A 13,712-nucleotide genomic window follows, 5' to 3' on the forward strand; every position below is an offset into this window, starting at 1 on the left:
GCCCCCGGCAAAACCACTGCACGTACAGAACCGACGGAGACGAACCAGATGAGCGTGAGCGACCAGGGCGCCACGGTGTGGCTGACCGGGCTGCCGAGCGCGGGCAAGACCACCATCGCCTACGCGCTGGCCGAGCGGCTGCGCGCCGAGGGCCACCGCGTGGAGGTCCTCGACGGCGACGAGATCCGCGAGTTCCTCTCCGCCGGTCTCGGCTTCAGCCGCGAGGACCGGCACACCAACGTGCAGCGGATCGGCTTCGTCGCCGAACTCCTCGCGTCCAACGGCGTCAAGGCGCTCGTCCCCGTGATCGCGCCGTTCGCCGACAGCCGCGAGGCCGTCCGCAAGCGGCACGCCGCCGAGGGCACGAGCTACCTCGAAGTGCACGTGGCCACTCCGGTGGAGGTGTGCTCCGAGCGTGACGTGAAGGGCCTGTACGCCAAGCAGGCGGCGGGCGAGATCTCCGGTCTGACCGGGGTCGACGACCCGTACGAGGCACCGGAGTCCCCGGACCTCCGTATCGAGTCGCACACGCAGTCCGTACAGGAGTCGGCTTCGGCCCTGCACGCGCTGCTCACCGAGAGGGGTCTGGCATGACCGCCACCGTCGCACACGTCCACGAAGGGACGGACGCGCCCTACGCGCTGTCGCACCTCGACGCCCTCGAGTCGGAGGCCGTGCACATCTTCCGCGAGGTGGCGGGCGAGTTCGAGAAGCCGGTGATCCTCTTCTCCGGCGGCAAGGACTCGATCGTCATGCTGCACCTGGCGCTGAAGGCGTTCGCGCCCGCGCCGGTGCCGTTCACCCTGCTCCACGTGGACACCGGCCACAACTTCCCCGAGGTCCTGGACTACCGCGACCGCGCCGTCGCCAAGCACGGGCTGCGCCTGCACGTGGCCTCCGTCCAGGAGTACATCGACGCCGGCAAGCTCCGCGAGCGTCCCGACGGCGTCCGCAACCCGCTGCAGACCGTCCCCCTCACGGAGGCGATCCAGAGCCTCAAGTTCGACGCGGTCTTCGGCGGCGGCCGCCGCGACGAGGAGAAGGCCCGCGCCAAGGAGCGCGTCTTCTCCCTGCGCGACGAGTTCTCCCAGTGGGACCCGCGCCGCCAGCGCCCCGAGCTGTGGCAGCTCTACAACGGCCGCCACGCGCCGGGCGAGCACGTGCGCGTCTTCCCGCTGTCCAACTGGACCGAGCTGGACGTGTGGCAGTACATCGCCCGCGAGAAGATCGAACTGCCGGAGATCTACTTCGCCCACGAGCGCGAGGTCTTCCAGCGCAACGGCATGTGGCTGACGGCCGGCGAGTGGGGCGGCGCCAAGGAAGGCGAGACCACCGAGACCCGCCTGATCCGCTACCGCACCGTCGGTGACATGTCCTGCACCGGTGCCGTCGACTCCGACGCCACCACGCTGGACGCCGTGATCACCGAAATCGCCGCCTCCCGGCTCACCGAGCGGGGCGCGACCCGCGCCGACGACAAGCTGTCCGAGGCCGCGATGGAAGACCGCAAGCGCGAAGGGTACTTCTAAAATGACCTCCACCACCGAGCAGTTCGCCGACCTGTCGGCGACCACGCTGCTGCGCTTCGCGACCGCGGGTTCCGTCGACGACGGCAAGTCCACCCTGGTCGGCCGCCTCCTGCACGACTCCAAGTCGGTCCTCACCGACCAGCTGGAAGCCGTGGAGCGGGTCTCGGCCAGCCGCGGTCAGGACACCCCCGACCTCGCGCTGCTCACCGACGGCCTGCGGGCCGAGCGGGAGCAGGGCATCACCATCGACGTGGCCTACCGCTACTTCGCGACCGCCCGGCGCCGGTTCATCCTGGCCGACACCCCCGGGCACGTGCAGTACACCCGGAACATGGTCACCGGCGCCTCCACCGCCGACCTCGCCGTGGTCCTCGTCGACGCCCGCAACGGCGTGATCGAGCAGACCCGCAGGCACGCCGCCGTCGCGGCCCTCCTCCGGGTCCCGCACGTGGTCCTCGCCGTCAACAAGATGGACCTGGTGGGCTACCAGGAGTCGGTCTTCGCGTCGATCGCCGAGGAGTTCACCGCGTACGCCACGGGCCTGGGCGTCCCGGAGATCACCGCGATCCCGATCTCCGCGCTGGCCGGCGACAACGTGGTGGAGCCCTCCGCGAACATGGACTGGTACGGCGGCCCCACGGTGCTGGAGCACCTGGAGACCGTCCCGGTCAGCCACGACCTCACCGCCTGCCCGGCGCGTTTCCCGGTGCAGTACGTGATCCGTCCGCAGACCGCCGAGAACCCGGACTACCGGGGCTACGCGGGCCAGATCGCCTCCGGCGTGCTGCGGGTCGGCGAGGCCGTCACCGTCCTGCCGTCGGGCCGCACCTCGGTCATCGAGGGCATCGACGCGCTCGGCGAGAGCGTCGACATCGCGTGGGCCCCGCAGTCGGTGACCCTGCGCCTGAAGGACGACATCGACATCTCGCGCGGCGATCTGATCGCGCCGTCGTCGAGCTCCCCCGCCACCACGCAGGACGTCGTGGCGACGGTCTGCCACGTGGCGGACCAGCCCCTCGCCGTGGGCGCCCGGGTGCTGATCAAGCACACGACGCGCACGGTGAAGGCGATCGTCAAGGAGATCCCCTCGCGGCTGACCCTGGACGACCTGTCCCAGCACCCGAACCCCGGGCAGCTGGTGGCCAACGACATCGGCCGAGTCGTCGTCCGTACCGCCGAGCCGCTCGCGCTCGACTCGTACGCCGACTCGCGCCGCACCGGGTCCTTCCTCCTGATCGACCCGGCGGACGGCACGACCCTGGCGGCCGGCATGGTCGGCGAATCCTTCGCCTCCACCGCCGAAACGACCGTCCAGGCTGATGAAGAAGGGTGGGACTTCTGATCATGCTTGCCGATATCTACTCCACCTTCGCGAAGGAGGGCGGCCGCGTAGGCAGCGGCTCCCTCGGCAGCGGCACGGGAGGCGTGGGGCGATGTGCGTGATGACGTACGCGCACCGCATGCGCGCCCACACCCCCCACGAGCTCTACCTGCCCTTGTTCAGCAAACGAAGACGTGCGTCGTGATACGACGCTACGAGAGGGAGCCCTCCCGTGCCTGCCAACGGATCCACCCGTGCTGTACACACCCGTAATGGCCTGCGCCGCAGCATCGTCGCCGCTGCCGCCCTGCCGCTCCTGATCGGCGCCCTGGCCTCGTGCGGCTACGGCTCCGACGCCAAGAAGGACGACGCTCCCAAGGCGAACGTCGCGGACACCTCCGCCAAGAAGCTGTCGGCTTCCGAGGTCCGCATCGGCTACTTCCCGAACCTGACCCACGCCACCGCGCTGGTCGGTCTCCAGGAAGGCCTGATCGCCAAGGAGCTCGGCGCCACCGCCATCAAGCCGCAGTCCTTCAACGCCGGCCCGTCCGAGATCGAAGCCCTCAACGGCGGCTCTCTCGACATCGGCTTCATCGGCCCCTCGCCGTCGATCAACGCCTATGTGAAGTCCAAGGGCTCCAACCTGCGGATCATCTCCGGCTCCGCCTCGGGCGGCGTCAAGCTGGTCGTGAACCCGGCGAAGATCAAGACCCTGGACGACCTCAAGGGCAAGAAGATCGCCACCCCGCAGAAGGGGAACACGCAGGACGTCGCGTTCCTCAACTGGATCGCCGAGAAGGGCTGGACGGTCGACCCGGAGTCCGGCAAGGGTGACGTCTCCGTCGTCCGCACGGACAACAAGGTCACCCCGGACGCCTTCAAGCAGGGCTCGATCGACGGCGCCTGGGTGCCGGAGCCCACGGCCTCCAAGCTCGTCGCCGAAGGCGGCTCGGTCCTCCTCGACGAGACCTCCCTGTGGCCCGACAAGAAGTTCGTGATCACGAACATCATCGTGTCCCAGAAGTTCCTCTCGGAGCACCCGGACGTCGTCGAGGCCGTGCTCACCGGCACGGTGAAGACCAACGCGTGGATCAACGCCAACCCGGACAAGGCCAAGGCCTCGGCGAACGCGAAGCTCGCGGCGGAGGGCGGCAAGCCGCTCGACGCGAAGGTCATCGACCCGGCGTGGCCGAGCATCCTCATCACGAACGACCCGCTGGCGTCGACGCTGAAGACGCAGTCGGAGTGGGCGGTCAAGGCCAAGCTCATCGAGCAGCCCGACCTGAACGGCATCTACGACCTGAAGCTCCTGAACAAGGTGCTCAAGGCCGCGGGCCAGCCCGAGGTCGCCGACGCCGGTCTCGGCGTCAAGTAACCCTCCGAAGTAGCCCTCAGTAGTCCTTCCCGTCCAGCAACCCTTCAGTACCCGTCCCGAATCCCAGGAGGTGACGACCATGGCCACCATGCTTGCCAAGGCTGCCGAGGGCACCGTAGCGGAGCAGACGCACGCCGCTCGGATCGAGCACGTCTCGAAGTCCTTCTCCGGCCCGGCCGGATCGCAGCTCGTCCTGGACGACATCAGCCTCGATGTCGCTCCCGGAGAGTTCGTCACCATCCTGGGTGCCTCGGGCTGTGGAAAGTCCACCCTGCTCAACCTGGTCGCCGGACTGGACAAGCCGTCCGCGGGGTCGATCGAGACCCCCGGCGGCCGTCCGGCCCTGATGTTCCAGGAGCACGCCCTCTTCCCGTGGCTCACCGCGGGCAAGAACATCGAACTCGCCCTGCGCCTGCGCGGGGTGGCCAAGGCCGACCGCAAGCCGGAGGCCGAGCGGCTGCTGGAGCTGGTCCGGCTCGGCGGCTCGTACGGCAAGCGGGTCCACGAGCTGTCCGGCGGCATGCGCCAGCGCGTGGCCCTGGCCCGGGCGCTCGCCCAGGACAGCCAACTGCTGCTGATGGACGAGCCGTTCGCGGCGCTCGACGCCATCACCCGCGACGTGCTGCACGGCGAGCTCACCCGCATCTGGGAAGAGACGAACCTGTCCGTCCTGTTCGTCACGCACAACGTCCGCGAGGCCGTCCGCCTCGCCCAGCGCGTGGTTCTCCTCTCCTCCCGCCCCGGCCGGGTCGCGAAGGAGTGGACCGTGGGCATTCCGCAGCCGCGCCGCATCGAGGACGCGGACGTCGCGGAGCTGTCCCTTGAGATCACTGAACACCTGCGTGGGGAGATCCGCCGCCATGGCCAGCACTGACACCACTCCCGAGGCCCCGTCCAAGGCCAAGGCCGAGGACCTCGCCGGACTGGAGGCGGGCCTCGACGCGCTCGACGCCGTCCAGACCCACCGCACGCCGGTCCGCGAAGTCCTCGTCAAGAAGGTCCTGCCGCCGGTCATCGCCGTCGGCCTGGTCCTCCTCGTCTGGCAGATCCTCGTCGCCGCGAAGGTCACCGACGAGACCAAGCTCCCCGCCCTGTCCTCCGTCTGGGACAGCCTGTCCGACATGTGGATGAAGGGCACCCTGCTGGAGGTCATCTGGACCTCCGTCTCGCGCGGTCTGCTCGGCTTCCTGCTGGCCCTGGCCATCGGTACGCCCCTCGGACTGCTCGTCGCCCGGGTGAAGTTCGTCCGCGCCGCGATCGGCCCGATCCTGCAGGGCCTGCAGTCGCTGCCCTCGGTCGCCTGGGTGCCCCCGGCGGTGCTCTGGTTCGGGCTCAACGACGCGATGATGTACACCGTCATCCTGCTCGGCGCCGTCCCGTCGATCGCCAACGGCCTCGTCTCCGGCATCGACCAGATCCCGCCGCTGTTCCTGCGGGCCGGCCGCACCCTGGGCGCCACCGGCCTGCGCGGAGCCTGGCACGTGGTCATGCCGGCCGCGCTGCCCGGCTACCTGGCCGGCCTCAAGCAGGGCTGGGCCTTCTCCTGGCGCTCCCTGATGGCCGCCGAGATCATCGCCAGCTCCCCCGACCTGGGCCTGGGCCTGGGCCAGCTCCTCGAAAACGGCCGCAACAACATCGACCTGCCCGGCGTGTTCCTCGCGATCATCCTGATCCTGGTCGTCGGCATCGCGATCGACCTGCTCATCTTCAGCCCGGTCGAGCGGTGGGTGCTGCGCACCCGCGGCCTGCTGGTCAAGAGCTGATCACCGTGTCGGCGCTCTCCGCTCGCTCCCCGGCCCTGCTCGTCATCGCCCACGGCAGCCGCGATCCGCGGCACGCGGCGACCGTGCACGCCCTCACCCGGCGGGTACGGGCGCTGCGGCCGGGGCTGCGCGTGGAGACCGCCTTCCTGGACTTCGACACCCCGACCGTCGACCAGGCGGTCGCCTCGCTGTACCTGTCGGGCGTACGCGAGATCGTGGCGCTCCCCCTCCTCCTGACGAGGGCGTTCCACGCGAAGTCCGACATCCCGGCCGTGCTCGCGGGCGCCGCGTCCCACCTGCCGGACCTCTCGGTCCGGATCGCGGATGTGCTCGGCCCGTCGCCGCTGCTGCTGGCGACCCTGGAGCGCCGGCTGTGGGAAGCCGGCCTCACCCCGGCGGACCGCGCCACCACCGGTGTGGTGCTCGCGTCCGCCGGCTCCTCGGACCCGGAGGCGATCGCAGTGATCGCTGAAACCGCGCGGGAGTGGCGGCACACCGGTTGGTGCGCCGTGCGGCCTGCGTTCGCCTCCGCCGCTCTCCCCCGGACGGAGGACGTCGTACGGGCCCTGCGCGCCGAGGGCGTCCGCCGGATCGCGGTGGCCCCCTACGTCATCGCCCCCGGCCGGCTCCCCGACCGCATCGCGGCGGGCGCGGCTGAGGCCGGCGCGGATGTGGTGGCCGACGTCCTGGGCCCCTCTCCGGAACTGGCCCGCCTGCTGCTCCGCAGATTCGACGCGGCCACCGTCACCCCGACCCGCGTCCCGGCCCTGGCAGCCTGACCCGCCGCTGCGCGGGCCGGAGTTCCCCGCTGCGACCTTTGCCGCTGCGCGGGGCGAAGTCCCCTACCCGCCCTTCGCCCGTTCCCCGGGCTGCGCCCGGACCCCCTGGGGCTCCGCCCCAGACCCCGCGCCTCAAACGCCGGCGAGGCTGAATTTTTCCGGCGGAGCCGGAAAATCCAGCCCGTCCGGCGTTTGAGGACCGGGTCCGGGCAGCGCCCGGGGAACGGTGGAAGGGTGGGTAGGGGACTCCGCCCCGCAGGGCCACCCATCCGCACCCGGCGGCTCAGCCCCGCGCCGCGGCCTCGTCGGCCAGGGCTGTGAGGTCCGAGGCGGACATCGCGCCGGGCGGCAGGCCCTCCCGGGCGAAGATGTTCGCCGCCACGCGCAGCGTGTCGTTGACCGGCGCGGCCACCCCGTGCAGCCGCCCGAGCAGCACGATCTCCCCGTTGAGATAGTCCGCCTCCACCGACCCCGTCCCCCGCGCCAGGCTCTGCCAGGACGATCCGCCCCGCGCCGCTCCGGCCGGCGCCTCGACCTTCCCGCCGCGCGCCTGCGACTGCTCGTCATCCGAGGCCCAGTCGATCCCGGCCGCGGTGAAGGCGGCCTTGGCCTCGCGCACGGCCCGCAGCAGCAGCGCGGCCTTCGCGGGCTCCGGCTCGGGGCCGGTGGTCGCCTGGATCGCGTTGCCCAGGTTGCCGAGCAGCTTCGCGTACTTCCACCGCATCACGTCCTCGACGACCGGCGCCCCGAACCCGGCCTTCTCCAGGTCGGCCGCGATCCGCCGGGCCCGCGCGTCCGCTCCCCCGGCGGCCTTCCCGAGGTGCAGGATCCCGGTCAGCGGCGCGCACAGCGCGGAGACCACCCCCGGCTCCAGGAAGGTCGCCGGCAGCCACACGCAGACCCCGTACACGCGCGCGAAGCGCCGTAGGGCGAGGCGTTCGCTCTCCACCCCGTTCTGCGCGCACAGCACCGGCAGCCGCTGCGCGGCCGTACCGCCGCCCGCGACCTCCGCGTCGCCCCACGCCTCGAGCGCTGCGAGTGCGTCCTGGGTCTTCACGGTGAGCAACAGCACGTCGTCGGGGCGCAGTTCGCCGAGCTCTGCCGGACCGCCGACCACGGGCAGCCGGTGCATCCGCTCCCCGTCCGCCGTGGTGAGCCGCAGCCCGTCCGCCCGCAGGGCCTCCGCGTGAGGGCCGCGCGCGACGAGCACGACCTCGCTGCCGGACTCCGCGAGCCGTCCGCCGATGGTCGCGCCGATCGCTCCGGCGCCGATGATGATGTAACGCATGCCCACGAGCCTGGCACATCCGCGGGCCTGGGATACGGTCGGGCCATGTCTGTTGACGTGGATGAGACGTTCGCCCTCGGGGGCGACCTGCCCGTGCGCCGCCTCGGACTCGGCACCGGCGGTCTGGTCGGCTCCGGCTACTGGGGCGCGCGCGACACGCGCCCCGCGTCGGTCGCGCTGCTGCGCACCGCCGTCGCACGCGGGGTCACCCTGATCGACACCGCCGACAACTACGGCCCCCACCTGGCCGAGGAGCTGGTCGCCGAGGCCCTCCACCCGTACGGGGAGCGGCTGGTGGTCTCCACCAAGGGCGGGGTGGTGCGCACCGGCCCCGACCAGTGGCACGCGGCGGGCCGCCCGGAGGACCTGCGCTCGATGTGCGAGGCGAGCCTGCGCAGGCTCCGCCTCGACCGGATCGACCTCTACCAACTGCACCGCTTCGACCCGGCCGTCCCGCCGGCGGAGCAGCTGGGCACGCTGGCCGAGCTCCGGGCGGAGGGCAAGATCCGCCACATCGGGCTGAACACGGTGACGGCGGACCAGCTCAGGGAGGCCCTGGCCGTGGTGCCGGTGGCCTCGGTGCAGAACCCGTACAACGTCCTGGACCGCTCCTCCGCGGAGCTCCTCGCCCTGTGCGAGGCCCGGGGCATCGCCTTCCTCCCCTACTACCCGCTGGGCAGCGGGGCCCTGACCCGGGAGAGCGCCGCCGCGCTGACGGCGGTCGCCACCGAACACGGCGCGTCCACCGGCCAGATCGCCCTGGCCTGGCTCCTCCAGCACTCCCCGGTCCTGTGCCCCACCCCCGGCACGGGCTCCCCGGACCACCTGGCGGAGAACCTGGACGCGGCGACGGTCCACCTGACCCCGCACGAGATGACCCTGCTGAACGGGCTGGCGGACTAGGCCGTCTCTTTCGGACCTTGCCGATCGGCCCGGCCCGTCAGAGGGACGCGCGCCGGCTCGCGTCCGGAACCAGGACCGTCTTTCCGCGGACGAGGGTTCCCGCTTCGGCTTCCGCGTGTACGTCGGCCAGGTCGGCCAGCGGGCGGACCGCGGCGGGGGCGACCTCCAGGTCGCCCGCGTCGACCAGCTCGACCAGGCGCGCGAGCTGCCCGGTGTCCTGGCGGGCCACCAGGTGGATGCCGCCGGGGATCGGGGTCGCCACGGAGACCGCCACGCCGCCCGGTCCGAGGAGGGCCGGCAGGGCGGCGGCGGCCTCCGGGGCGATCGGGGCCAGGTTGAGCACGGCGTCCAGGGGTTCACCCTCCAGGGCCGTGGAGAGCGGACCGGCCGTGTGGTCGATCACCCGCCGGGCCCCGTACCGCCGCACCGCCAGGGCGCTGCGCGGGCTCGCGGTCGCCACGACGGTGGCCCCGGCCCAGCGCGCGAGCTGCACGGCGAAGGCGCCCACGCCGCCGCCGGCCCCGTTGATCAGGATCCGGCTGCCCGGGCCGATCCCGGCCGCCTCGAACAGCGCCTGCCAGGCGGTCAGTCCGGCCACCGGGATCGCGGCCGCCGCCGTGAGGGGGAGGGAGCGGGGGGCGGGGACCAGCAGTCCAGGGGCGACGGACACGTACGGGGCGGCGGTTCCGCCCGCGTCCAGCCGGCCGATCACCCGTTCCCCGGTGGTCACGACCGTGCCGGCCAGGTCCCAGCCCGGGACGTACGGCAGGTCCAGGGGCAGGACGTCCCGCAGCCACCCGGCGCGCAGGGCGAGTTCGGACGGGTTGAAGGAGGTGGCCGCCACCTCTACGAGGACCTCGCCCGGAGCCGGGACGGGGACCGGTACTTCCTCGTGGCGGATGACGGCGGGGCCGCCGTAGGCGTGGATGCGGGCCGCGAGCATCGTGGCGGCGGGCTGTCGGGTTGCGTTCATGACCCCCACGCTATGAGCCGGGAGGAAGACGATCCATGCGTGAGGATCCATGTTTCCTGCGCATCCGTCTAAGCTGCCGGGCGTGGACGTACTCAGCGATGTCATCGCGCTCATGCGTACGGGCAGGCCCACGTCGGCGCTCGTACGGTGGCACGCGCCCTGGGGCCAGCGGTTCCCCGCGGTCCCCGGGTCCGCCGGGTTCCAGGTGGTGCTCAGCGGAAGCTGTCTGCTGGAGAAAGCCTCGGGGCCGGTCCGCCTGAACCCCGGGGACGTGCTGTTCCTGCCGCACGGCCACGGGTACACCTTGCTCGGCGAGCCGTCGGCGCAGCCGGCCGAACCCCGCTGGGACCCCACCCGCGAACCCGCCCTGCTCGTCCGGGACACCGTCGGGGAACCGGGCTCCGGGCCGGTCACCGTAACCCTGTGCGGCGGATACAAGATCGAGGCGGAGTTCGCGCATCCGCTGCTGCGCGAACTCCCCGAGGTGCTCCACCTGCCGGCCGGGCAGCCCGGCGCGGCCGAGGCGGTGGCCCTCCTGGCCCGGGAGGCCGAGGAGCCCGGGCTGGGGACGGACACGCTGCTCCCGGCCCTGCTGGACGTGCTGCTGCTCTACGTCCTGCGGGCCTACGTGGGCGGAGCTTGCGGACCGGGCGGGGCTTGCGGACCGGGCGGGGCCGCCGGGACCGACGGGGAGGCCGGGCGGACGGGCTGGGCGGCGGCGCTCGCCGACCCCGCCGTCGGCGCCGCACTGGCAGCCGTCCACACCGAACCGGACCGCCCCTGGACGGTCGCCTCCCTGGCGGCACGGGCCGGACTGTCGCGGGCCGCGTTCGCCCGCCGGTTCCACGAACGCGTCGGGCAGCCGCCGCTCGCCTACCTGACGTGGTGGCGCATGACCACGGCCGCGCGCCTGCTGCGCACCACCGACACGTCCCTGTCGGTCCTGGCGGCCCGCTCCGGCTACACCTCGGAGTACGCCTTCGCCCACGCCTTCAAACGGGCCCACGGGATCCCGCCCGGACGCTTCCGCGGCGGGCGGCACGACGAAGGGACGGCCCAGACCGTTTCCCTCGGATCACCTCGCTGACCAGATGGGGATGCCGGCGAGGTGGAGTCCGGCGAGATGGATGCCGGCGGCCTGGCCGTAGCGGGTGGCCGGGCCGGGGTCATTCCTCCGTGAGTTCCACCAGCTTCACGACGGTGTTCCAGTTGCGGGTGGTCACGTCCAGGCCCTTGACCACCGCCGGCTTCGCGAGGGACTCGCCCAGTTTGGAGCGGCCCAGGCCGTTGGGGGCGTAGAGGTAGATGACGCGGTCGCCCACGCGGTACTCCTCCGGGAGGTACGCGGGGGCGTCGATCGAGGCGAAGCGGGACTCGGCGGGCTGCTCGGAGCAGAAGGTGGCGTGGAGCTGTTTGCCTTCGAGTTCGGCCGCGGGGAAGGGGCAGGCGTCGGCGACGGCGCGCAGGTGGGCGCCGTCGAGCACCAGGCAGGGGACCCGGAAGCCGAAGTGGGCCTCGATGGCGGCCTCCAGCTCGCGGGCGAGGGCGGTCGGGGTCTTGCCGCTCGCGTCGGCGAAGACGGCGTTGCCGCTCTGGAGGTACGTCTGCACCTCCTCGTGGCCGAGGTCTGCCAGGACTTGGCGCAGCTCGGCCATCGGGACCTTCTTGTTCCCGCCGACGTTGATGCCCCGGAGCAGCGCCGCGTACTTCGTCGTCTTGGTCATGGCTGCACGATAGGGCGCAGCCCTGACAACGCCGACGACGCCGACGACGCTGACAGCGCGGATCGGGCATCATCCGCGTGCCGCAGGTGCAGGTGCCCGTCGAGCGGGTAGGAGGGCGGCGCCGACGGCAGGATCCTGCCGAACGCGTAGCCGCTCTTCTCGGCGACCCGGCAGGATGCCGCGTTGTCCGCCTGGTGGAGGAGTTCGAGGCATTCCAGACCATCGGCCCGGAAGGACTCGAAGGCCCAAGTACCGAGGGCGTCCAGGGCTCGTGGGGCCACGCCCCGCCCTCGGGCCCGCGCCGCCGTCCAGTAGCCGACCTCGGCGGAGGGCTTGCCGGGTCCGACTCCCTTCAGCACCACGTGGCCCGCCACAGCGGGGGCCCCGAGGGTCTCCTCCAGGACGGCGAAGCCGAACCGCGTGCCCGAGGCCCAGTCCCGCTCCCGGTCCCGCACCCACCGCAGCCCGTCCTCCGCGCCCTCCACGGGAGGACTCGCCCACCGCCGCAGGCCGGGATCCCGGTACGCCTCGACCAGCGCGGTGACATCGTCCGCGCACCAGGGGCGAAGCACGAGCGCGGGCGCGGTCCACGTCGCGGCCGCGTGGAGGGTGACGGGAGCGTTCATGATCGGATCGTACGCAGCCGCGTCCCGGCCCGTTCAGGATTCCCTTCCGCGGCGCCGCCGGACTCGCCGACCACCGCTCACCGCCGTCCGGGCAGTTCGGCCTCGATCAGGTCGGCCGCCTGGTGCGTGCCGCCCTCCGTTGCCATCTCGCGGCGGATGAGGTCCGCGCGGGCGGCGACCTCCGGGTCGGCGACCAGGGCGAGGACCGCCTCGCGCAGGGTCGTGGCGTCGGCCTCGGCCATCGGGACGTGCCGGGCGACGCCCAGGCCGGCCAGCGTGTCGGCGTTGCCGAACTGGTCGACCGCCTGCGGGACCGCGACCATCGGGGTCCCGGTGGCCAGCCCCTCCTGGCAGCCGCCCGTGCCCGCGTGGGTGATGAAGGCGGCGGCCCGGCGCAGGATGTCCAACTGGGGGACCCAGCGGTGGACTTCGACGTTGGCGGGGATCTCGCCGATCTCGGCCTCGTCGGTGAACTTGCCGATCTGGAGCACCACGTGCCAGTCGGGCAGGTCCCCGAAGGCCTCCACGCACGTCCGGTAGAAGGCCGGCTGCTTGGTGAAGGTGGACCCGAAGGAGACCAGGAGGACCTTCTTCCCCTCGGCGCCCGCGGGGCGCGTCCAGGTGCCCTGCGTGGCACTGCGGTCACCCTGGCAGGCGCCGACGAAGGTGTACACGGTCTCGTCGACCCGGTCGGCGTGGGGCTGGAGGGCGCGCGGCATGAGGACGACGCTGCGGCGGGGGCGGCCGACGAACCGGTCGCTGTCCTCGTCGATGCCGTTCTCGTCGAGCCAGGCCCGGAACCGGGCGTAGTACGCCCGCCCGCGCTCGGAGGCGCGCAGTGCGGCGGTCATCGGCGCGGCGACCTCCTCCTCGTAGCCGGTCCAGGCGACCAGGGTCGGGGAGAGGGAGACCGCGGGGACGCCCCAGCGGTGGGCGAGGACGATCGCGGGGTAGGCGGTGATGTCGTGGAGGACGAGGTCCGGCTCGTCGCCGTCGAAGGCGGCCGCGAGTTGCGGGAGGGCCTGGACGGCGTCGGCGAGGAAGGGCTCGATGTTGTCGATGACCTCGGTGCCCCACGCGTCGGGGTCCTCGTCGGTGGGGAGGGTGGAGTTCCAGACCACCGGGGTGGCGCCGGTCTCGGCGATCTTGTCCGCGTACGCGGCCGGGATGGCGTAGCTGACGCGGTGGCCGCGGGCGACCAGTTCGCGGATCACTTCGATGCTCGGGTTGACGTGTCCGGCGGCGGCGATGGAGAACATGGCGATGTGGGCGGGCTGCGCGGTGGCGGTGGCGGTCATGAGGGAACCATAACGAGACGAGACGTCTCGTGCAACCTATTGGCCGGCAGACCGCCAGTTCGGGGGAAGGGCGGGCCGGTGCGAAACTTGTCCGGTCATGAGCACCCGGGTACGCCCGGGGCACCCGGAGACA

At 72.3% G+C, this 13,712-nt stretch carries 13 protein-coding genes and 1 pseudogene; 9 read left to right on the forward strand and 5 right to left on the reverse strand.

Annotated elements, in window-relative coordinates:
• Positions 1 to 48: 48 nt before the first annotated feature.
• From cysC to OG730_RS09435, 7 genes are all read left to right on the forward strand, one after another.
• Positions 49 to 594 carry an adenylyl-sulfate kinase gene (cysC, locus tag OG730_RS09405; RefSeq protein WP_215148038.1) on the forward strand — a complete coding sequence of 182 codons (546 nt, stop codon included), beginning with the start codon at positions 49 to 51 and terminating at the stop codon, positions 592 to 594.
• Positions 591 to 1,529, forward strand: a complete 939-nt coding sequence (cysD, locus tag OG730_RS09410) for a sulfate adenylyltransferase subunit CysD (protein ID WP_327303804.1) — start codon at positions 591 to 593, stop codon at positions 1,527 to 1,529. Before cysC ends, cysD begins: the two co-directional genes overlap by 4 nt.
• A gap of 1 nt (position 1,530) precedes the next feature.
• A complete protein-coding gene (locus OG730_RS09415; protein WP_327303805.1) occupies positions 1,531 to 2,871 on the forward strand; it encodes a sulfate adenylyltransferase subunit 1 in 1,341 nt (446 codons plus the stop codon).
• Positions 2,872 to 3,082: 211 nt separating this feature from the next.
• Positions 3,083 to 4,225, forward strand: coding sequence for an aliphatic sulfonate ABC transporter substrate-binding protein (locus OG730_RS09420; protein ID WP_327303806.1), 1,143 nt, complete (start codon positions 3,083 to 3,085; stop codon positions 4,223 to 4,225).
• 79 nt (positions 4,226 to 4,304) lie between these two features.
• Entirely contained in the window at positions 4,305 to 5,099 is a 795-nt protein-coding gene (locus OG730_RS09425; protein WP_243338711.1) for an ABC transporter ATP-binding protein, read from the forward strand.
• Positions 5,086 to 5,988: an ABC transporter permease gene (locus tag OG730_RS09430; protein ID WP_327303807.1), complete on the forward strand. Its 903-nt coding sequence runs from the start codon at positions 5,086 to 5,088 to the stop codon at positions 5,986 to 5,988. Before OG730_RS09425 ends, OG730_RS09430 begins: the two co-directional genes overlap by 14 nt.
• Positions 5,989 to 5,993: 5 nt before the next feature.
• A complete protein-coding gene (locus tag OG730_RS09435; protein WP_327303808.1) occupies positions 5,994 to 6,767 on the forward strand; it encodes a sirohydrochlorin chelatase in 774 nt (257 codons plus the stop codon).
• A 283-nt stretch (positions 6,768 to 7,050) separates the two neighbouring features.
• Here the strand turns inward: OG730_RS09435 and OG730_RS09440 are convergent, their stop codons facing one another.
• Positions 7,051 to 8,055 (reverse strand): ketopantoate reductase family protein, encoded by a 1,005-nt coding sequence (locus tag OG730_RS09440; RefSeq protein WP_327303809.1) that lies wholly within the window; start codon positions 8,053 to 8,055, stop codon positions 7,051 to 7,053.
• Between the two features lie 45 nt (positions 8,056 to 8,100).
• Here OG730_RS09440 and OG730_RS09445 point away from each other — a divergent pair, with 45 nt between their 5' ends.
• A complete protein-coding gene (locus tag OG730_RS09445; RefSeq protein WP_327303810.1) occupies positions 8,101 to 8,958 on the forward strand; it encodes an aldo/keto reductase in 858 nt (285 codons plus the stop codon).
• A gap of 37 nt (positions 8,959 to 8,995) precedes the next feature.
• Here OG730_RS09445 and OG730_RS09450 read toward each other — a convergent pair whose 3' ends face one another.
• Complete coding sequence (locus OG730_RS09450; RefSeq protein ID WP_327303811.1) at positions 8,996 to 9,931, reverse strand: NADP-dependent oxidoreductase; 936 nt, start codon at positions 9,929 to 9,931, stop codon at positions 8,996 to 8,998.
• 82 nt (positions 9,932 to 10,013) lie between these two features.
• Here OG730_RS09450 and OG730_RS09455 point away from each other — a divergent pair, with 82 nt between their 5' ends.
• Entirely contained in the window at positions 10,014 to 11,018 is a 1,005-nt protein-coding gene (locus tag OG730_RS09455) for an AraC family transcriptional regulator (protein ID WP_327303812.1), read from the forward strand.
• A 79-nt stretch (positions 11,019 to 11,097) separates the two neighbouring features.
• Here OG730_RS09455 and OG730_RS09460 read toward each other — a convergent pair whose 3' ends face one another.
• The 3 genes and pseudogenes from OG730_RS09460 to mgt all read right to left on the reverse strand — a co-directional run bounded on the left by OG730_RS09460 (position 11,098) and on the right by mgt (position 13,629).
• The gene (locus tag OG730_RS09460; RefSeq protein ID WP_327303813.1) at positions 11,098 to 11,655 is read right to left on the reverse strand and encodes a DUF1697 domain-containing protein; all 558 of its coding nucleotides are present in this window, start codon (positions 11,653 to 11,655) and stop codon (positions 11,098 to 11,100) included.
• Positions 11,652 to 12,281 (reverse strand): GNAT family N-acetyltransferase, encoded by a 630-nt coding sequence (locus OG730_RS09465; protein ID WP_327303814.1) that lies wholly within the window; start codon positions 12,279 to 12,281, stop codon positions 11,652 to 11,654. The genes OG730_RS09460 and OG730_RS09465 overlap by 4 nt, the downstream gene beginning before the upstream one ends.
• Positions 12,282 to 12,358: 77 nt before the next feature.
• Positions 12,359 to 13,629 (reverse strand): annotated as a pseudogene (mgt, locus tag OG730_RS09470) (macrolide-inactivating glycosyltransferase).
• Positions 13,630 to 13,712 lie beyond the last annotated feature (83 nt).

The sequence above is a fragment of the Streptomyces sp. NBC_01298 genome, assembly GCF_035978755.1.
Classification (GTDB): domain Bacteria; phylum Actinomycetota; class Actinomycetes; order Streptomycetales; family Streptomycetaceae; genus Streptomyces.